At 68.0% G+C, this 17759-nt stretch carries 21 protein-coding genes; 8 read left to right on the top strand and 13 right to left on the bottom strand.

Annotated features, from left to right (window positions below; genetic code table 11):
• Together N2M23_RS12515 and N2M23_RS12510 are read left to right on the top strand one after the other, a co-directional pair.
• Entirely contained in the window at window positions 1-675 is a 675-nt protein-coding gene (locus tag N2M23_RS12515) for a 5-oxoprolinase subunit B family protein (protein WP_265445945.1), read from the top strand.
• Window positions 668-1555, top strand: coding sequence for a 5-oxoprolinase subunit C family protein (locus N2M23_RS12510; RefSeq protein ID WP_265445943.1), 888 nt, complete (start codon window positions 668-670; stop codon window positions 1553-1555). The genes N2M23_RS12515 and N2M23_RS12510 overlap by 8 nt, the downstream gene beginning before the upstream one ends.
• Window positions 1556-1558: 3 nt before the next feature.
• Here the strand turns inward: N2M23_RS12510 and N2M23_RS12505 are convergent, their stop codons facing one another.
• Window positions 1559-2527 carry an NBR1-Ig-like domain-containing protein gene (locus N2M23_RS12505; protein WP_265445942.1) on the bottom strand — a complete coding sequence of 323 codons (969 nt, stop codon included), beginning with the start codon at window positions 2525-2527 and terminating at the stop codon, window positions 1559-1561.
• A 157-nt stretch (window positions 2528-2684) separates the two neighbouring features.
• Here N2M23_RS12505 and N2M23_RS12500 point away from each other — a divergent pair, with 157 nt between their 5' ends.
• The gene (locus N2M23_RS12500; protein WP_265445940.1) at window positions 2685-3560 is read left to right on the top strand and encodes a C40 family peptidase; all 876 of its coding nucleotides are present in this window, start codon (window positions 2685-2687) and stop codon (window positions 3558-3560) included.
• A 65-nt stretch (window positions 3561-3625) separates the two neighbouring features.
• Window positions 3626-4372: a CHAP domain-containing protein gene (locus N2M23_RS12495; protein ID WP_265445939.1), complete on the top strand. Its 747-nt coding sequence runs from the start codon at window positions 3626-3628 to the stop codon at window positions 4370-4372.
• A 66-nt stretch (window positions 4373-4438) separates the two neighbouring features.
• Here N2M23_RS12495 and truA read toward each other — a convergent pair whose 3' ends face one another.
• Window positions 4439-5278, bottom strand: a complete 840-nt coding sequence (gene truA / locus N2M23_RS12490) for a tRNA pseudouridine(38-40) synthase TruA (RefSeq protein ID WP_265445937.1) — start codon at window positions 5276-5278, stop codon at window positions 4439-4441.
• An 80-nt stretch (window positions 5279-5358) separates the two neighbouring features.
• On the opposite strand from truA, the gene N2M23_RS12485 reads away from it, so the two are divergent.
• Entirely contained in the window at window positions 5359-6516 is a 1158-nt protein-coding gene (locus N2M23_RS12485; RefSeq protein WP_265445935.1) for an MFS transporter, read from the top strand.
• Here the strand turns inward: N2M23_RS12485 and N2M23_RS12480 are convergent, their stop codons facing one another.
• A complete protein-coding gene (locus N2M23_RS12480) occupies window positions 6517-6879 on the bottom strand; it encodes a hypothetical protein (protein WP_265445934.1) in 363 nt (120 codons plus the stop codon). It abuts the gene before it with no gap.
• 82 nt (window positions 6880-6961) lie between these two features.
• Window positions 6962-7633 carry a nucleotidyltransferase domain-containing protein gene (locus N2M23_RS12475; protein ID WP_265445933.1) on the bottom strand — a complete coding sequence of 224 codons (672 nt, stop codon included), beginning with the start codon at window positions 7631-7633 and terminating at the stop codon, window positions 6962-6964.
• Window positions 7634-7766: 133 nt separating this feature from the next.
• On the opposite strand from N2M23_RS12475, the gene N2M23_RS12470 reads away from it, so the two are divergent.
• Entirely contained in the window at window positions 7767-9425 is a 1659-nt protein-coding gene (locus tag N2M23_RS12470; protein ID WP_265445932.1) for an HNH endonuclease signature motif containing protein, read from the top strand.
• A gap of 172 nt (window positions 9426-9597) precedes the next feature.
• Here N2M23_RS12470 and N2M23_RS12465 read toward each other — a convergent pair whose 3' ends face one another.
• The gene (locus N2M23_RS12465) at window positions 9598-10428 is read right to left on the bottom strand and encodes a LysR family transcriptional regulator (RefSeq protein ID WP_265445931.1); all 831 of its coding nucleotides are present in this window, start codon (window positions 10426-10428) and stop codon (window positions 9598-9600) included.
• A gap of 110 nt (window positions 10429-10538) precedes the next feature.
• On the opposite strand from N2M23_RS12465, the gene N2M23_RS12460 reads away from it, so the two are divergent.
• Window positions 10539-12008 carry an MFS transporter gene (locus N2M23_RS12460; RefSeq protein WP_265445930.1) on the top strand — a complete coding sequence of 490 codons (1470 nt, stop codon included), beginning with the start codon at window positions 10539-10541 and terminating at the stop codon, window positions 12006-12008.
• On the opposite strand, the gene N2M23_RS12455 is transcribed toward N2M23_RS12460, so the two are convergent.
• Window positions 11899-12471: a TetR/AcrR family transcriptional regulator gene (locus N2M23_RS12455; RefSeq protein ID WP_265445929.1), complete on the bottom strand. Its 573-nt coding sequence runs from the start codon at window positions 12469-12471 to the stop codon at window positions 11899-11901. The two genes, N2M23_RS12460 and N2M23_RS12455, sit on opposite strands and share 110 nt — an antisense overlap.
• A gap of 34 nt (window positions 12472-12505) precedes the next feature.
• Between N2M23_RS12455 and N2M23_RS12450 the strand changes: the two genes are divergently transcribed.
• On the top strand, window positions 12506-13483 hold the full coding sequence (locus tag N2M23_RS12450) for a DMT family transporter (protein WP_265445928.1): 978 nt from the start codon (window positions 12506-12508) through the stop codon (window positions 13481-13483).
• On the opposite strand, the gene rplQ is transcribed toward N2M23_RS12450, so the two are convergent.
• The 7 genes from rplQ to infA form a co-directional block, all read right to left on the bottom strand.
• Entirely contained in the window at window positions 13447-14175 is a 729-nt protein-coding gene (rplQ, locus tag N2M23_RS12445) for a 50S ribosomal protein L17, sunset domain variant (RefSeq protein WP_265445927.1), read from the bottom strand. The two genes, N2M23_RS12450 and rplQ, sit on opposite strands and share 37 nt — an antisense overlap.
• Window positions 14176-14227: 52 nt before the next feature.
• Complete coding sequence (locus N2M23_RS12440; protein WP_265445925.1) at window positions 14228-15250, bottom strand: DNA-directed RNA polymerase subunit alpha; 1023 nt, start codon at window positions 15248-15250, stop codon at window positions 14228-14230.
• 281 nt (window positions 15251-15531) lie between these two features.
• The gene (gene rpsD / locus N2M23_RS12435; RefSeq protein WP_265445923.1) at window positions 15532-16140 is read right to left on the bottom strand and encodes a 30S ribosomal protein S4; all 609 of its coding nucleotides are present in this window, start codon (window positions 16138-16140) and stop codon (window positions 15532-15534) included.
• A 32-nt stretch (window positions 16141-16172) separates the two neighbouring features.
• Entirely contained in the window at window positions 16173-16577 is a 405-nt protein-coding gene (rpsK, locus tag N2M23_RS12430; RefSeq protein WP_171153451.1) for a 30S ribosomal protein S11, read from the bottom strand.
• A 63-nt stretch (window positions 16578-16640) separates the two neighbouring features.
• Entirely contained in the window at window positions 16641-17015 is a 375-nt protein-coding gene (rpsM, locus tag N2M23_RS12425; protein WP_171153449.1) for a 30S ribosomal protein S13, read from the bottom strand.
• Window positions 17016-17234: 219 nt separating this feature from the next.
• Window positions 17235-17348 (bottom strand): 50S ribosomal protein L36, encoded by a 114-nt coding sequence (gene rpmJ / locus N2M23_RS12420; protein ID WP_014742835.1) that lies wholly within the window; start codon window positions 17346-17348, stop codon window positions 17235-17237.
• Between the two features lie 66 nt (window positions 17349-17414).
• On the bottom strand, window positions 17415-17636 hold the full coding sequence (gene infA, locus N2M23_RS12415) for a translation initiation factor IF-1 (RefSeq protein ID WP_006946284.1): 222 nt from the start codon (window positions 17634-17636) through the stop codon (window positions 17415-17417).
• Window positions 17637-17759: the final 123 nt, after the last annotated feature.

The raw sequence follows: 17759 nt of genomic DNA, 5'->3' as shown, positions 1-17759 counted from the left end.
ATGAGCACCGGCAGCGTGTCATTCGAGGTTCGTCCGTATGGCGAGCGCGCCGTGCTCCTCGACCTGCCCGACTCGGCAGGCCGTCGTGCGATCACGCACTGGCTGATCGAGCACGCTCCGCAGGGCGTCGAGTGGGTGCCCGCCGAGCGCACCGTGCTGCTGCAAGTCGGCGACCGCGGAGCAAGCCTGGCAGCGGCGCACGACCTGCTGACCGCCGCGCTGCACGACCTGCGCGGCGCAGACGTGAGCGACCGCGGCCGGACGGAGACCGGCTCACCCGTCGTCACCCTCGATGTCGTCTACGACGGACCCGACCTGGCCGAGGCCGCGCAAGCGCTCGACATGTCGATCGAGGCGCTGGTGAGCTGGCACACCGGACAGCCCTGGGAGGTCGAATTCCTCGGTTTCATGCCCGGTTTCGGCTATCTGACCCGCCAAGGAGACCTGCTCGACGTGCCGCGGCGGCCGTCTCCACGCACTCGCATTCCGGTGGGCTCGGTCGGACTGGCCGGCCGCTACTCGGGTGTCTACCCGACCGCGTCCCCCGGCGGGTGGCAGCTGATCGGCACGACGTCGGCGGTGCTGTTCGATCCGGGCGGCGACGGTGCGCTGCTGACACCGGGCGGTCGGGTGCAGTTCCAGGTCTCGGAAGGGACGGAGCGCGGCCGTGGCTGAGCTCGAAGTGCTCGCGACCGGACCGCAGTGTCTTGTCCAGGATCTCGGTCGCCCGGGCCTCGCCGGCCAGGGCGTCACGGCCTCCGGCGCGGTCGACCGCGTCTCGCTTGGTCAGGGAAATCGGCTGGTGGGCAATGAGGTCGGCGCGGCAGGGCTCGAAGTCCTGCTCGGTGGGCTGGTCGTGCGCGCGCCGCAGGACCTGCTGGTTGCGGTCACCGGCGCCGGCTGCCCGGTCACGATCGATGGCCGACCGGTCGCGTTCGGCGCACCGGTGACCGTGCGAAGTGGCTCCGAGCTGCGGCTCGGACAAGCGGTGCACGGACTGCGCAGCTATCTCACCGTGCGCGGCGGTCTGGAGCCACCCGGCAGATTCGGGGGCTCGTTGAGCACCGACACCTCCAGCGGGCTCGGCGCCAAACCGGTGCACTCCGGCGATCGCATCCCCATCGGGCAGGCGATCGCGGCCGAGCCGCGGGTCAATCTCACGATCCCGGCGGTCAGCACCGCGGGCGAGATCGTCGTCGGCGTCACGCGCGGTCCGCGTGCCGACCGGCTCACTCCCGCTTCGCGGGCGGCACTGACCGAGGTGCCGTGGTCGGTCACCAGCGACAGCGACCGAATCGGCATGCGCCTGAGCGGTTTCCGGCTGCAACTGGCGGACGATTCGGCGCTGCCGAGCGAGCCGATCGTGCGAGGCGCCATACAGGTGCCGCCGAGTGGTGAGGTGATCGTCTTCCTGGCCGACCACCCGACCACCGGCGGTTACCCGGTCGTGGCGGTCGTTGACGACGCCGACGTCGACCGGTTGGCGCAGTGCCCGCCGGGTACCCGCGTGCGGCTGCAGGGCCGGCAGGGACCGAGTTGGCCGACTACCGGTTGAGGGTCAGCGGACCCAGACCTGGGTTTTGAAGGACCGCTGTCCGGGGAACGACCAGTGGCCGCCGTCGGCCATCATCCACCGCGCGACGCACAGCCCCTTGTGCCGAGGTGCGGTCACCTCGACCTCGATGACCGCCTCGCCACCCGGCCGAGTGTCGGGCACCGAGGTCTGCAGCTCGCTGGTGCAACTGCGCTCGGTGAAGGGGATGTCGACGCGCACCACCGACCGGCCCTTCCAGGCGACCGAGCCCGAATTTCGCAGGGTGAACTTCTTGTGGAGCGTCTGACCGGGAGCCACCGTGCTGCAGTCGGGCACGGTGAGGTCCGCTCCGTAGCTCGCGTGGTCACCGGCGACCCGAGGCGCTATTTCTCGTTGCTCGTCCGCCACCGGGCAAGCGGTCGGCGACGGGTATGCCGACGGGTGGGCGCCACCGGGTGACAGCGGTATTCCGCCGGGGAGCCCCGCCGCCGTGTTTCCTGCAGCAGGGTGCTGGGCTGCGGATCGCTCGCGCCATACGACCAACGAGCCCACCAGCACCGCGAGCAGCAGTGTCAGGATCGCGGCGATCAACCAGGCCGGGGTCCGCGCCCGCGCCGGGCCGTCCGGTTCATCCGCTTCATCCGCGACGGCCGGCCGGTCCTCGATCGGCTCCGGCGGCTGCTGCGAAGCGGGCGCCGGCGGTGGCGGCTGTGCTGGTTCGAGTAGCGCGTTGACGGCTTCCCATTGCGGCTTGAAATCCGCCGGGTCGCGGTGCAGCGCGGTAGCGAACTGCTCGGTCGTCGACCAACTCGGGAAGCGGTTTCCCTGCACCGCCTCGTGCAAAGTCGTGTGCGAGATGCACCCCGATGTCGCAGCCATCTTGCGGAAGGACGGCTCCCCGGCCTCCTGACGCGCAGCTGACAACAGTTTTGCGAAGCCCTCGATCTCGGTGCGGGTGCGGGCACGCCGCACCGCATCCTCCTGGTGCGCCATCACTACTCCCCTGAGTCCGGCTGCGCCGTGCGCGATCTGTCAGATCCCCTAGTCAGATCGCCGTCCTGCTGCGGTTTTCCTCGGCTGACACGGTACCGAACACCTGGTGGTCTCCGGGAGTTTGGCGACGTCCGATCAACCGAGAGGAAGGCACGACATGTCCAGCACAAAGACCATCGGTACGACGAGCCGTCCGCGCCGGCGACTGCGCCGCGGGATCTGCGGCGTCGCACTCGTCAGCGCGCTCGCAGGAGTCGGAGCGGTATCCACGGGAGGGGCGGCGCATGCTGCCGACAGCCACGACTTCCCGGCGAAGGTCGACCTCAACGGCCGGCTGAACATCGGCGAACCGGCCGACGCACCCGGCCACATCGAGAACCAGTACCTCCAAGGCACCCAGGTGCCCGTCGTCTGCCAGCAATTCGCCGGCGCCGACCTGTGGGACAAGACCGCCGACAACACCTGGGTCCCCGACAAATACCTCACCACCGGCACCGACGGCCGAGCACCCGGCGTGCCCGACTGCAACGGGGGCACGACGACTGACCCCGTGCACGGCCGCAACGACGGCCCGGCGGGGCCGCAGGACGGGACCCGCGACGAGAAGATTGCACGGGTGCTCGACGCGGCACGCTCCCAGGTGGGGCAGGGGCTGAGCTACTCGTGGGGTGCCGGCGGCAAGGGTGGTCCGTCGTTCGGGATCGCCGATGCTTCGCCCGGCGGATACAACGACTACGACGTGTTCGGGTTCGACTGCTCGGGATTCACTCTTTACGCCTATTGGAAGGGCGCGGGAGTCGACATCACCGACTACTCAGGCACCCAGTACGACAAGTTCCCGAAGGTGTCGACGTCGTCGCTACTGCCCGGGGACCTCGTCTTCAAGGGCGCCGGCGGCTCCGAGCACGTGGGGATCTACCTGGGCGACGGTCAGGTCGCGCAGGCCGCGCCCCCGCGCGGAACCGACAGCGTGCGCATCGACACCTTCAACCCCGGTGAGTGGCTCGACACCGGAGTGCGGCCGATCGCCTGAGGTCGCGCGCGCAGCACCGAACGCACCGTCATACCAACCGTCATAACGAAAGGACTCGAATCACCATGTTGACCAAGACAGCTCGTCGCGCGACGTCCCTAGCAATCGCCGCCGCCACGCTCACCGGAGCGCTCACCGCAGCCGGCGGCACGGCCGGCGCCGACCAGGTCACCAACTTCCCGGCGAAGGTCGACCTCAACGGCCGCCTGAACATCGGCGAACCGGCCGACGCACCCGGCCACATCGAGAACCAGTACCTCCAAGGCGCCCAGGTGCCCGTCGTCTGCCAGCAATTCGCCGGCGCCGACCTGTGGGACAAGACCGCCGACAACACCTGGGTCCCCGACAAATACCTCACCACCGGCACCGACGGCCGAGCACCCGGCGTGCCCGACTGCAACCCTGCTCCACCGAGCGCCGGTGAGGAGCCGCGGGACGACTTCAACCATCAGACCTACGGTTTCGCCAAGGACCAGTGCACCGCATTCGCCGCCTTCCGGGTCGCCGATCGGCTCGGCATCGGCGACTTCGCAAACGACTGGCGCGGACAGCACTTCGGTGATGCCGGCAATTGGGACGACGCCGCTCGCGGCGCCGGACTGGTCGTCGACACCCAGCCTGTCGTCGGCGGCATCGCCGTCAACGACGTGCACAAGGTCGGCCACGTCGCCTACATCAACAAGGTCTATGACGACGGGTCGTTCGACGTCGAGGAATACAACTGGAACACGCCGCTTGGTTACGGCACCCGCTCGCACGTGAACATCTCCGACGCGCAAGCCGACTTCCAGTACGTGATCCACTTCAAGTGATCCGCTCCGTCGGACCGTGCGGGTGCGGGAGAAGACGATCGTCTCTCCCGCACCCGCGCGGGTTGCTCAGGCATCTTCCGGCAGCGTGCGCACGGCGCGCGCGGCGTTGGCGCGCGCCGCGAGCTCGTCGTCGGGGGGATAACTGACTTCCTCCAGGCACAGGCCGTGCGGCGGCATCACCGTGACGCCGGGGTCACGCCGCCCAGCCGTGAGCACCTGCGCCGGCCACTCGATCGGCTTGCGCCCCAGACCAACCGGTATGACGGCGCCCACGAGCGAGCGCACCATCGAGTGGCAGAACGCATCCGCGACGACCGTCGCGACGAGCACTCCGTGCGCCGTGCGCTCCCAGCGGTAGTCGAGCAGGGTGCGGACAGTGGTGGCGCCCTCTCGCCGTTTGCAGAAGGCGGCAAAGTCCTTCAGCCCGAGCAGGTTTCGGGCAGCGGAGTTCATCGCGTGCTCGTCCAGCGGGCCCCGCACGACCACGGTGTCCCGTCGGCGCAGCGGGTCGGCGGCTGCGGGGTTGTCGATGATGCGATAGCTGTAGCGCCGGGCGGTCGCGGAGAAGCGCGCATCGAAACCGGCGGGCGCCTCGCGCACCCGATGGACGACGACATCGGGCGGTAGCACGCCGCCGAGCCGGGTCACGGCTGCGTCGTCCGGTGAGCGGCCGGACCGTCCCGGTAGCTCGGCGTAGAGGTCGGGGTCGAGGTCGACGTGACACACCGCGCCGCGCGCGTGCACGCCGGCGTCGGTGCGTCCGGCCACGGTCAGCTTCGGCGGAGCGCTGCGCAGGATCGTCCCGAGCGCTTCGGAGAGGGTCTGCTCGACGGTGCGCAGTCCCGGCTGAGTCGCCCAGCCGGAGAAGTCGGTCCCGTCATACCCGAAGTCGATCCGCAGCCGCATTGCCGCAGACTATCGAGCGGTTTCATGGACGTTCGTTCAATTCACCTTCTTGGACGCCGGGAGCGTGCCACCATGCGCAGATGCGGGTGTCTTCGCGGGCCGCGATCGCGGCGGCCTACTTCGCGCAGGGGTGTGTCTTCCTGTCGCTGACCACGCGGTTGCCGAAGGTCGAATCGCATTGGGGCCTATCCCAATTGGGCCTCACGCTGCTCATGCTGATGATCGTGCTCCTGGCCGGCGTGGGGTCATTGCTCGCCGAGCGACTGGCGCCCCGGGTCGGCAGCGCGACCGTGCTGCGCGGCGGGCTGCTCACGGTCTGCGTCGCGCTGCTGGTGAGCGGGCCGGCTCCCGGCATACCTCTGCTGGTCGTGGGTATGGCGATCTACGGCCTCGGGCTCGGGGTGGTCGATGCGACGAGCAACATGCAGGCGGTCGCGCTCGAGCACCGGGTGCGGCGGTCGCTGCTGCCGTCGTTCCACGGCGCGTGGACCGCGGGTGGCATCACCGGCACACTGGTCAGCCTCGCGCTGCCGCACGCCTCGATCGCCGCAGTGTCCGTCGGCATCGCGGTGCTGCCCCTGGTGATGGCGGCTGCGCCATACCTGCCGGGGCGCGGGGGTGTGGTCGACCCGGCGAGCGCGGGCGACATTCCGTGGCGGCCGATCCTGCTGGTGGGCGCCGCGTGCGTGGTCTTCTACACGGTGGACACCGCGTCGACCACCTGGGGTTCGGTCTATTTCGACCACACGCTGGGTGCGCCGGAGGCACTCGTCGCCCTCGCGGCGCTCCCCTATCTGGTTGCCTCCCTGGCCGCGCGCATTGCGGGTGACCGACTCACTGATCGCTTCGGCGCCACGGCGTTGTTGCGGGTCGGCGCGGTCGTCGCCGTGGTCGGTCTGGCAATCATCGTCGCGTCGCCGTCATGGCCGGTCGGCGTGGCCGGCTTCCTGGTGCTGGGTGCCGGCATCGCGGTCGTGGCGCCCTTGTCGTATTCGGCCGCCGCGCTGCTTGCCCGCGGGGACGGGCTGGACACCGACGCCGAACGCGCGCGCATCGACGCGGTCATCGCCCGGTTCAATCAGTTCAATTACGTTGGTGCGCTTGTCGGTTCGGTGCTGACCGGTGCGATCGGCACCGGTTCCCTCCGCGTTGGGTATGCCGTGCCGGCCGTCCTCGTGCTGGCGTTGCTGCCGTTGGCACGGGTGTTCTCCCGGCGCACGCTGGCGTCGCTCGCGTGACTACTTCGCGTCGCCGTATTCCGCGTTGCCGGCCACGAGGTTCTTGGCGTCGACCAGGCGCAGGTCGTGCTGCTTGCGGAGGTGCCGGACTCCCTTCACCAGCCCGTCACGTTCGGCAATCGCGCGAGCCTCCGCGACGTCCGCTGCGGGGACGTCCTCGGGCCGGATGCTCGGCTCGCGCCCCAGCTCCACGACGGCCATCGCTACGCCGACGACGATGAGCAAGTAGCCCACGAACGCCAGCAGTCGCGTCGGGCTGCCGGCAGCGACCGCCGCCACCACGCCGAGCGCCAGTGCGATCGCCGCTATCGCCAGCTCGCGAATCCTGCGTCGTTCCAATGTCTTTCCTCCCCCGGTGTCCACCAGATCTGCTCCCACGCTATCCGGCGCGTGCGACGGCCGGGGAGCTGGTCGGCATGGACGGCCCGGGTCCATCGCGCGGCGCTCAGTCTTCTGGCAGCTCGTCGATCCGGTCGATCACAAAGCGTCGAGCGTCTGCTTTGGCCGGGCCAAGATCGCGCCCGGCCGCCTGCGCCGCCCGCGCTTTCGTGACGACCGGGTTGTCGCCATACGTCTCGGTCCACCACGTCGCACCGTCCAGTTTGGAGACGAGCCTCCCGGTGCGGTGATACACGCTCGCGCGACAGGCGTTGAGCACCACATACCGCCCGTCGCCATGGTCGAGGCCCCACCGAAGTTCCCCGCGGAAATACCGCAGCAGTTGTCGTGCGTCAACCTCGCCGATCACCCTCTCCGGTCGCGGCCCGAAGATCGGGACACCTGCGGCGCGCGTCACTGCATAATGCGCGATCAAATCGGGATCGCCGCCGCCCTCTGTGCCGGTGGCAACCGTGTGCGTGCCAGTGTTCACGTGCAGCACGAACGGCCATGGGTGCCGCGGATGTCGCGCCGCGCCAGCAGTCACGACCGACAACTCGACAGATCGCGGAACGTCGATCGCTGACAGGGCCGCCGCGAGGTCGCCTCGCAGGCCCTCACAGTCCGCGATGACGAGCATATCCAGGTCGGACGTCGCGGTGATCCCGCCGAGGGCAGCCGAACCGTGCACATAGACGCCGACGCGATCTGACAGGAGCCGGCGGCAGACCGTCGTCACCGCCTGCGCCTGCTCGCGCCAATCCGGACCACACTCGACCACCCGGCCAACCTAATGCGGCAGGGCTGTCAGTGGTCGCACCTAGAATCGAACACACATCGCAAGCCAGCAGACAGGCACGGAGGTGACCTCGATGAGTCGACGCAAGCGGACAACCGCCATCGATGTCACCGGGCTGCCCGACGAGGTCGCGGCCGCGCTGCGGCTGCTGGTCAAGGGGCTGCGCGCCGAGCACGCGGACCCAACTGGGACCAAACGGTATGCACCGACCGGGCGGGTACGACGGGATCGCGAGCACCTCGGCGACACCATCCAGGCGGCCGAGTCCGTCAAGGCCTGCGCCGACGCGGTCTCGCTCTCGGCCGTCGCCGCGCTGACCGACGACGTCATCGCCGGTGCCCGCATCGCGCCCGATGATCCACGGCATGCCGCCAAACTCGCCGCTCACCGGCACGCCGCCGCCCAAGCTGTCGTCCACGAAGTCCAGCTCTTGACCGGGTCCACCCTGCACGCCGCGCGCGACCGGGTCAGGATCGCCACCTGCATGCCCGACCGCACCGGCACCGCTCGTGCGCAGCTTGCGCACGGCACGACCACGTTCGAGCGAGTGCGCACCGTCCACGCCGAAACCGCGCACCTCGACCCCGTCATGGCCGGTGCCATCACGTCGCGAGTGCTAGCACCTCCTGCCCGTCATACCGATCCGGATGCGCGAGTGCCCCTGTCACACAACGGGTTCCGTGCCCGCCTGCGCCGCCAACTCGCGCTTGTCGAGTCCGCCGACGCGACGCGCGACCGCAAACACGCCGAGGCGCTCGACCGCCGCGACGTGACGACCAGCCCGGGTCGCGACGGCACCGCCGCTCTGCAGCTCGACGGTGACAGCGTGGTCGTGTTCACCGCTCAACAGCGTCTCACCGGCCTCGCCAAGGCCGCGCGCGCCGCCGGCGACCCCCGCACCTTGGCGCAACTGCGTGCCGACCTGGCCGCCGACCTGCTCACCCGCGGCACCGTGCCCGGGGACGCCCACCTCGGCAGTGCACCGCCCGGACGGCTGCACGTCATTGTCGGCCTCGACACCATCGTTCCCGGGAGCGAGTGCCCCGACGTCGCCGAAGTGCCCGGCCTGGGATTCCTCTCCGGCGCACAAGTCCGCGACCTGGCCACGCGGGCGGGGTCGCTGTGGACCCGTCTGGTCACCGACCCCGCCACCGGCATGGTCATCGACGCCGCCAACTCCTACCAGGTCCCGGCCGGCATGGCCCGCCTCGTGCGCGCCCGCGACCACACCTGCCGCGCCCCGGGCGACTGTGCGCACCCCGCCGCCGACTGCGACCTCGACCACGACACTCCGTACGACCACCAAGCAGGACCCGGCGAAAACCAGTCCGGCGCAACACATCCGGACAACCTGCACGCCGTACACCGAGGCCACCACAACCCCAAGACCGGCCGACTCTGGACATCACAACAACACGCAAACGGCGCCATTACCTGGCAAACACTCACCCGCAAGGTGACGACCACACCGCACGACCATCGCCGACCCGAAGACCACGCGCCACCCCACGTCAGCCGCGCCGAACAGACCATCAGCCAAGACCTCGCCCGCCACTACGAAACCGACGCGATGCCGAGCGTCCTCAAAGACCTCGCCGCACACCAGCTGGCGAAGGAACGTCCGACGCCCCACCGCCGAGCACGCGTGGAGAAGCGCGACGGGTACGAAATCTACTGGCATCGCGACGGATTCCACGTATCGCTGCCCCGCCCTGCACCGCCGCCGTTCTGAATGAAGCGCCCACGGAGGTGGTCATTCGAAGTGCTGGGTTCGCTGCCTTCGCCGACGTGATAGCTGATGCGGAGAGCACGTCGCCCCACTCGACACCTGCCTTCCGCCCCGATGCCATCAACACCGGTCGCGGATCACGTGCACGACAGCGAACTTCCCGGATGCCGCCCACTCAGCTCCCCCGCAGCGAGCCCTCGATCACGCGACGAATCCGCTGAGCGTCGCGGCCAGATAGGTGAGTCGCCGTCTCAATCTTCATCACAACGCCGGGCGGCGCAGGCAGGCCATCCGCCGGGTAGGTGCCGGCAGGAAGACGCCCAAGTGCAGGCAGGAGCGTGTAACCCAGGTTGGCGCGCACCGCAGCCTGGACGCCCGCGAGATCAGGTGATTCAACGCTGATCTCGTAACGAAGGTCCGCCGCGACGAGACTGTCGATCGCGCCGCGGCGAAGGCCGCAGTTGTGATCAAAGAGCACCAGCGGTACTCGCGATGTTGCGTGCTCGGCGTTCGCGGTGAGCTCACGTCCACCAACCCACCGAGTCGGGATCACGCCAGGTTCGGCGGGGTCGCGCGTGAGTCGTTCCAGGACGATAGCCGCTTCGATCTGGTTACGACTGACGGCCTCTCGGAGGCCGGCGCTGCGGCCGAGCCGCACTTGGATACGTTTGCGCGGCAACGCTGTTCGCAGCCGATCGACCAAACCAGGGAGCAGGAGATCGACCGCGTGGTCCATCGCCCCGATCGTCAGGATCTGCGTACGATCGACAAAGTCGTCCAGCGCCGCGTCGTGTGCATCCAGGATGCGGGTCGCATGCGTGAGGAAACGTTCGCCATCGGTAGTGAAGCGGATCGCACGCCCTGCACGAGTGATCAATTCCACTCCGAGTGTGTCCTCAAGACGCTGGACGTGTCGGCTGACCGCGGCCTGAGTCAGATGCAGCACGCCGGCCGCCTTGTGAAAGCCGCCGCACTGAGCGACAGCCACCAGGCTGCGCAGCGTCACGATGTCCAACGTTTCTGCCACACCTCACGATAACTGATTCGAATTCAGTATCGATACTGATCCGGAATCATTGTTGGACTTGCTCCCGCAAGGGCACTGACGATGAACGCATGCTTCGTCCACGACGCGCGAGCCACCCTTGCCTGGTGCTGGCGATCTGTTGCCTGAGCCTGCTGATCGTGGGCATAGACAACACGATCCTGACGATCGGTCTACCCCGACTCCAGCAAGATCTGCATGCGTCATTCTCGTCCGCGCAATGGACAGTGAACGCCTATCAGCTCGTGTTGGGCGCGTTCCTGTTGACCGCAGGGGCGACGGCCGACCGGTGGGGGCGCCGACTGACCCTCCAGGTCGGCTTAGGGCTGTTTACGTTCGCATCCGCACTGTGCGCGGCAGCACCTACCATCGGCTGGCTCATCGGCTTCCGAGTCGTGCAAGCGCTCGGTGCTTCAATGATGAACCCGGTTGCGATGGCAATCGTCACGCAGGCGTATCCGGACCCCAGACGGAGGGCTCACGCGTTCGGCGTCTGGAGCGGCGTCTACGGATTGAGTATGGCGATCGGCCCCGTACTGGGAGGTGTTCTCGTGCAGCATGCCGGCTGGCGGTCGATCTTCTGGGTGAACGTCCCGATCGGCATCGCCGCAATTGTCTTGTGTGCGTGGGTCATTCCTGAGTCCAAGGCTGCTACGAGGCGTCGGTTCGACAAGACCGGTCAGGTGCTCGTTGTCTCCACGCTGACGGCGCTGACCTACGTCATTATCGAAGGCGGTGCCCTCGGGTGGACCTCGCGACCAATCCTCATGCTGAGCCTGGTGACGATTGCCTGCACCGCCGCCCTGGTGCGGTGGGAGTCGCGAGTCCCCGAACCCGTTCTGGACCCGGCATTCTTCCGCAGTGCACCGTTCGTCGGCGGAATTCTCATCGCACTGATCGGGATGGGAGGCGCGGCCGGCTATCTGTGGGTGATGACGTTCTACCTGCAGACCTCCCGCAGCCTGTCACCCGCCGCCGCTGGGGTCATGATGCTGCCGATCGCCCTGATGGTTCTGGTGACAGCTCCGCTATCGGGCCGACTTGTCGCCCGCCACGGCCCCCGCGTTCCGCTCGTCATCAGCGGTTTGGCGATTGCCGTCGCCGCACTGTTGCTCAGCCGCCTACATCAGCACACCGCGCCGGTGGTATTGCTCGCGTCGTTCGTACTCCTCGGGTTGGGATTCGGGATGCTGAACGCGCCCATTACCAACGTGACAGTGGCGGGGATGCCGAGGAGTCAGGCCGGTGTCGCGTCCGCTCTTGCTTCCACCGGTCGCCAGGTTGGACAGGCCTTCGGAGTGGCCGTTGTCGGAGCCGTCGTGATTCCCCGAATCGACCTCGACTCGGTGGCGACGTCACTGGCCACGGCGACACGGCCAGGGTGGTGGGTCGTCACCGCAGCCGGGGTCGTCGTCGCAGCCGTCGCGATCGCTACGACCACCCGTCGAGCAGGCGGCGCGCGGTCCTCTGGGCCGCTCGCATCGGGGCCGCGAAGGTGCCGACGCCGTCGGTTGCGAGGGCCCCGTCATACAGGAGCATGAGTGACTTGGCGAGCTCGTCGGGGTCGGCATAACCCGCCTCGCTCACAAGCCTGCGAAACAGCTTGCGCATGCCGGCCTTCTGCGCCAGCACCTCGCGCGCGAGGTCGTCGTCCGGGTCGTCGACCTCAGCGCGAGCATTGATCGCACTGCACCCTCGGCCGCCCGCGTGCCCGACCCGCTCGATCGCCGCGTCGAACACCGCAAGCACGCGCTCCGGCCCTGCCTCGGTATGGCGGGCCAGAGCCTCGCCCAGCTGGACCTGCCATTGCGTCTCGCGCTCGCGCAGGTAGCGCAGCACCAGCGCTTCCTTCGAGCCGAACCGGTCGTAAAGGGTCTTCTTGGTGACACCTGCCTCCGCAGCAATCGTGTCGACGCCGATCGCATGGATGCCGTTCGCGTAGAAGAGCGCCGACGCCGCATCGAGCACTCGCCTGCCGGCGGGAGTCAGTTCGTCCGAGACCATGACACGAGTATACCGATATGTATAGTCTGCTGGCATGAGTAAACCGATCGGTATATTCATGCGGCAAAAGGTCGCACTACCAACCGCTTTCGTGCTGGCCTGGAGCTCCGGCTTCGTGATCGCGCACCTAGGGGTCGGCACGGCATCGCTGCTCACCTTCCTCACCTGGCGTTACCTGATCGCCTCAGCGCTGCTGTGGGCCGTGCCGAGCTGGCGGCCCACCCGCATGCCCGCCGTCGACCTGGCCCGCGACCTTCGCGCCGGTCTGCTCACCCAACTCGGTTACATCGTGCCGGTCTACGCGGCGATCGGCGTCGGCGTCAGCACCGGCGCCGCGTCGCTGATCGACGCGCTGCAGCCGGTGATCGTCGCGACCCTGGCCGGACCACTGCTCGGCCTGAGCGTCACCCGCACCCAGTGGTCGGGTCTGGTCGCGGCACTGGTCGGCGTGACGATGATCGTGTGGAGCAATCTCGGTGCCAGCACCGCACCGTGGTGGGGATACCTGGTCGCGGGCGTCGCGATCAGCTCACAACTCGCGGGCGTCCTGCTCGACCGCGGCCGACACGACCGGCAGGTGCTGCCGACCCTCACCGTGCACGTCACCGCCACTACCGCCGTACTCGTCGTGGTCGCCGCGATCACCGGCGGCCTTGTGCCGCCGAGGGATCCGGCGTTCTGGTGCCTCACCCTCGCGAGCACCCTGGTGCCAACCGTCGCGGCGTACGCGCTCTATTGGGGAGTGGCCCGCGTCTTCGACGTGACGGTGCTCGGCTACCTGCTCTTCCTCGTCACCCCGACGACGACGATCGCCGGCGCCATACTGTTCGACGAGCCGCTCACTGCGACCATCGGTGCGGGAATCCTGCTGTCTTTCCTCGGTGTCGCGATAACGCTCTCTGCGGGCAAACACAAAGGCGGCCCGCCCGCACCAGGGTGCAGACGGACCGCCTTCTCGTATGACGGGAGTCCCGATCAGGCCTCGTCGTCGCCGTCCTCGGCGACTTCCTGAGCCTTCTCGCCACCGGCCGGTTCGAAGCCCGCGGCCTGCGCGGCCTCGGGGGTGGTGAACCAGACCTCGGCGACGGTCGAGTCGTACCACCGCGATCCGGGCACGTGGTACTTCATCGAGTCCTCGTTGCCCTTGACGGTGAACTTCTCCGGGTCGGGCGACAGGCCGCCGTCGACCGGAGCAGCGGAGTCGGCGCCGTACTTGCCCTCGGCGAGCGGCTCCAGCTCGGGAGCGTCGGCGGGAGCAGCCTCGGCTGCGGCGGCGTCCTCCTTGGCGGCGCGCTTGGTGGCACCCTCCGCCTCGGCGACCACGGCGCGCTTCGGCTTGGCGTTGACCGGCTCGCGGACCAGCTCGATCACGGCCATCGGGGCGTTGTCGCCCTTGCGCGGCGCGATCTTGGTGATGCGGGTGTAACCGCCCTGACGGTCGGCCATGTCGGGCGCGATCTCGGTGAAGAGACGGTGCACGACGCCCTTGTCACGAATGACGGTCATGACACGACGGCGCGCGTGCAGGTCGCCGCGCTTGGCGAAGGTCACCAGGCGCTCGGCGAGCGGACGCAGCCGCTTGGCCTTGGCCTCAGTCGTGGTGATCCGGTCGTGCTCGAACAGCGCCTGCGCCAGGTTGGCCAGGATGAGCCGCTCGTGCGCGGGACCGCCACCGAGACGGGGACCCTTGGTTGGGGTAGGCATTCTTTCTCCTTGGTAGTCGAATCACGTTGGGCCGCAACGTGATTCGGGCGGCTCAGTACTGCTCGTCCTCGGCGAAGCTGACGCCGTCGGCGTCGTCGTCCTCGTAACGGTCGGCGATCGCGCTCGCGTCGAACCCGGGTGGGCTGTCCTTGAGCTGCAGACCCATCTCGGTCAGCTTGTCCTTGACCTCGTCGATGGACTTGGCGCCGAAGTTGCGGATGTCCAGCAGGTCGGCCTCGCTGCGGCCGACGAGCTCACCCACGGTGTGGATGCCCTCGCGCTTGAGGCAGTTGTAGGACCGCACGGTCAGGTCCAGGTCCTCGATCGGCAGCGCCAGGTCGGCGGCCAGCGCGGCGTCGGTCGGGCTCGGGCCCATGTCGATGCCCTCGGCCTCGACATTGAGCTCGCGGGCCAGGCCGAACAGCTCGACCAGGGTCTTACCGGCCGAGGCCATGGCGTCACGCGGCGCGATGGCGTTCTTGGTCTCGACGTCGACGATCAGCTTGTCGAAGTCGGTGCGCTGCTCGACACGGGTGGCCTCGACCTTGTAGGTCACGGCCAGCACGGGCGAGTAGATCGAGTCGACCGGGATCCGGCCGATCTCCTGGTCGGCGGACTTGTTCTGCTGCGCCGAGACGTAGCCGCGACCGCGCTCGACGGTCAGCTCCATCTCGATCTTGCCCTTGTCGTTCAGGGTCGCGATGTGCAGGTCGGGGTTGTGCACCTCGACACCGGCCGGCGGCGCGATGTCGGCGGCGGTGACCTCACCCGGACCCTGCTTGCGCAGGTACATCACCACGGGCTCGTCGTGCTCGGACGAGACGACCAGACCCTTGATGTTCAGGATGATCTCGGTGACGTCCTCCTTGACCCCGGGGATCGTGGAGAACTCGTGCTGCACACCGTCGATGCGCAGGCTGGTCACCGCGGCACCCGGGATGCTCGACAGCAGGGTGCGACGCAGCGAGTTGCCGAGCGTGTAGCCGAAACCCGGCTCCAGCGGCTCGATGACGAAGCGGGACCGGTTGTCGGAGACAACGTCCTCGCTCAGAGTGGGGCGCTGTGCGATAAGCACGTTCTTTGTTTCCTTTCCTCAGGGCCACCGCTATATGAAGCCCTGTGAACCGCAAGACGACTCTGTATTCGTCTGGCGTTATTGAGTTTTCAGTCCTGTATGACGGGAGCTGGTCTCGATACGGGCTCGCCCTACTCGACCACCTCCGAGCCACGGCCCACGACAACCCAGCCGCACGATCAGCCGACCGGCGCGAAGGCGACGACCGCGTCCGGTGGTGGCGCAAGCGAGCTTGCGAGCCGCGCCACCACCGGACGCGCGAGGAGCCGTAGCCGACAAGCTCAGTTCTTGGAGTAGAGCTCGACGATCAGCTGCTCGGTGAGCGGGACGTCGATCTGGTCGCGCACCGGGAGGGCGTGCACCAGCACCTGCAGGGTGCCCGGGACGACGTGCAGCCACGCCGGCACCGGACGCTCACCGAAGGTCTCGCGAGCGAACTCGATCGGGAACTTGTTCCGCGACTGCTCGCGGACGGTGATGATGTCGTACTGCTCGACGCGGTAGGACGGGACGTCCACGCGCTGGCCGTTGACCTCGAAGTGGCCGTGGGTCACCATCTGGCGGGCGGCACGACGGGTGCGGGCCAGGCCGGCGCGGTAGATGACGTTGTCCAGGCGGGACTCCAGGATGGTCAGCAGGTTCTCGCCGGTCTTACCGGGGCGGCGGGCCGCCTCCTTGTAGTAGCGGACGAACTGCTTCTCCATCACGCCGTAGGTGAAGCGGGCCTTCTGCTTCTCCTGCAGCTGGGTGAGGTATTCCTTCTCCTGCACCCGGCCGCGGCCGTGCTGGCCGGGCGGGAAGGGGCGCATCTCGAAGTTCTTGTCGCCACCGACGAGGTCGGTCTTGAGGCGACGCGACTTCTTGGTGATCGGGCCGGTGTAACGGGCCATTGTCTATCTCTCCTTCAAGTCTCTCGTCGGCGTCAGCTGCGGCGCTTGGGCTGGCGGACACCGTTGTGCGGCTGCGGGGTGACGTCGGAGATCGCACCGACCTCGAGGCCTGCGGCGGCCAGCGAGCGGATGGCGGTCTCGCGGCCCGAACCCGGGCCCTTGACGAAGACGTCGACCTTGCGCATGCCGTGGTCCATCGCGCGGCGCGCGGCGGCCTCGGCGGCCATCTGCGCGGCATACGGGGTGGACTTACGCGAGCCCTTGAAGCCGACCTGGCCGGCCGAGGCCCATGAGATCACCGCACCGGTCGGGTCGGTGATCGAAACGATGGTGTTGTTGAAGGTGCTGCGGATGTAAGCGTGACCCGCAGCGACGTTCTTCTTCTCCTTGCGGCGCACCTTCTTCGCGCCGGAAGCCTGACGGCTCTTGGGAGGCATGAAATCTCCTGAAAACTAAGCGAATACGTGAGGTTTAAGTCCCGGTCGCAGAACGCGACGGGATTACTTGGCCTTCTTCTTGCCGGCGACCGTGCGCTTCGGACCCTTGCGGGTGCGCGCGTTGGTCTTGGTGCGCTGACCGTGCACCGGCAGGCTGCGGCGGTGACGCAGGCCCTGATAGGAACCGATCTCGACCTTGCGGCGGATGTCGGAGGCCACCTCACGGCGAAGGTCACCTTCGAGGCGGTAGTTGCCCTCGAGGTGGTCGCGCAGCTTCACGACTTCGTCCTCAGTGAGGTCACGGACACGGGTGTCCGGGTTGACGCCGGTTGCGGCCAGCGTCTCATCGGCGCGGGTCTTGCCGACGCCGAAAATGTAGGTGAGTGCGACCTCGACGCGCTTCTCGCGCGGCAGGTCGACACCGATCAAACGTGCCATGTGGCATTTCTCCTGGTTATCTCGCAGAGGTGTGAGTGCGTGGCCTGTCCCGCATGCATCCCGGAGTGGATGTGTGCTAGGTCCCGGGCCTCTGCGCCCGGGGTGGCGTCCCCGTCATACGGCGTGCGTATGACGAGGGGCTGGGCCACGCAAATCGAAATGTTTTTAGTTGTTCACTTCTTGCGTCCGAAATCGAAGACGCGAGTCGTGCCGGGGTGTTCAGCCCTGACGCTGCTTGTGGCGCGCGTTCTCGCAGATCACCATGACCCGGCCGTGACGGCGGATCACCTTGCACTTGTCGCAGATCTTCTTGACGCTCGGCTGGACCTTCATCGCACCTTTTGTCTCGAAGTCGGGCCACTCACCTCACGGGCGAGCGACGTTGCGGCGGATTTGCCTTTAGCGGTAACGGAAGACGATGCGGCCACGGGTCAGGTCGTAAGGGCTGAGCTCCACCACCACACGGTCCTCGGGGAGGATCCGGATGTAGTGCTGTCGCATCTTGCCCGAGATGTGCGCGAGCACCTTGTGACCGTTGGTCAGCTCCACCCGGAACATTGCGTTCGGGAGGGCCTCGACGATCGTGCCCTCGATCTCGATGACACCGTCCTTCTTGGCCATGCCTTCCTTCAACTGCTGTCGGCGAGCGGTTCTCCGGTTGAGATCCGCCCTGTTGATGCGGGTACGACGTGGCCGTCCTCCCCGGCGCGGACACACGACCGATCGGCCCGCTCGGCGTAGCCT

This window comes from Flexivirga meconopsidis (genome assembly GCF_026162425.1).
Lineage (GTDB): Bacteria > Actinomycetota > Actinomycetes > Actinomycetales > Dermatophilaceae > Flexivirga > Flexivirga meconopsidis.
This window is presented reverse-complemented; position numbering and strand designations above follow the sequence as displayed.

Excerpts from the sequence above, each read along its gene's own strand:
- N2M23_RS12515 (WP_265445945.1), top strand. The coding sequence starts at position 1 with ATGAGCACCGGCAGCGTGTCATTCGAGGTTCGTCCGTATGGCGAGCGC.
- N2M23_RS12505 (WP_265445942.1), bottom strand. The coding sequence starts at position 2,527 with ATGGCGCACCAGGAGGATGCGGTGCGGCGTGCCCGCACCCGCACCGAG.
- N2M23_RS12500 (WP_265445940.1), top strand. The coding sequence starts at position 2,685 with ATGTCCAGCACAAAGACCATCGGTACGACGAGCCGTCCGCGCCGGCGA.
- N2M23_RS12495 (WP_265445939.1), top strand. The coding sequence starts at position 3,626 with ATGTTGACCAAGACAGCTCGTCGCGCGACGTCCCTAGCAATCGCCGCC.
- truA (WP_265445937.1), bottom strand. The coding sequence starts at position 5,278 with ATGCGGCTGCGGATCGACTTCGGGTATGACGGGACCGACTTCTCCGGC.
- N2M23_RS12485 (WP_265445935.1), top strand. The coding sequence starts at position 5,359 with ATGCGGGTGTCTTCGCGGGCCGCGATCGCGGCGGCCTACTTCGCGCAG.
- N2M23_RS12470 (WP_265445932.1), top strand. The coding sequence starts at position 7,767 with ATGAGTCGACGCAAGCGGACAACCGCCATCGATGTCACCGGGCTGCCC.
- N2M23_RS12460 (WP_265445930.1), top strand. The coding sequence starts at position 10,539 with ATGCTTCGTCCACGACGCGCGAGCCACCCTTGCCTGGTGCTGGCGATC.
- N2M23_RS12455 (WP_265445929.1), bottom strand. The coding sequence starts at position 12,471 with ATGGTCTCGGACGAACTGACTCCCGCCGGCAGGCGAGTGCTCGATGCG.
- N2M23_RS12450 (WP_265445928.1), top strand. The coding sequence starts at position 12,506 with ATGAGTAAACCGATCGGTATATTCATGCGGCAAAAGGTCGCACTACCA.
- rplQ (WP_265445927.1), bottom strand. The coding sequence starts at position 14,175 with ATGCCTACCCCAACCAAGGGTCCCCGTCTCGGTGGCGGTCCCGCGCAC.
- rpsD (WP_265445923.1), bottom strand. The coding sequence starts at position 16,140 with ATGGCCCGTTACACCGGCCCGATCACCAAGAAGTCGCGTCGCCTCAAG.
- rpsK (WP_171153451.1), bottom strand. The coding sequence starts at position 16,577 with ATGCCTCCCAAGAGCCGTCAGGCTTCCGGCGCGAAGAAGGTGCGCCGC.
- rpsM (WP_171153449.1), bottom strand. The coding sequence starts at position 17,015 with ATGGCACGTTTGATCGGTGTCGACCTGCCGCGCGAGAAGCGCGTCGAG.
- rpmJ (WP_014742835.1), bottom strand. The coding sequence starts at position 17,348 with ATGAAGGTCCAGCCGAGCGTCAAGAAGATCTGCGACAAGTGCAAGGTG.
- infA (WP_006946284.1), bottom strand. The coding sequence starts at position 17,636 with ATGGCCAAGAAGGACGGTGTCATCGAGATCGAGGGCACGATCGTCGAG.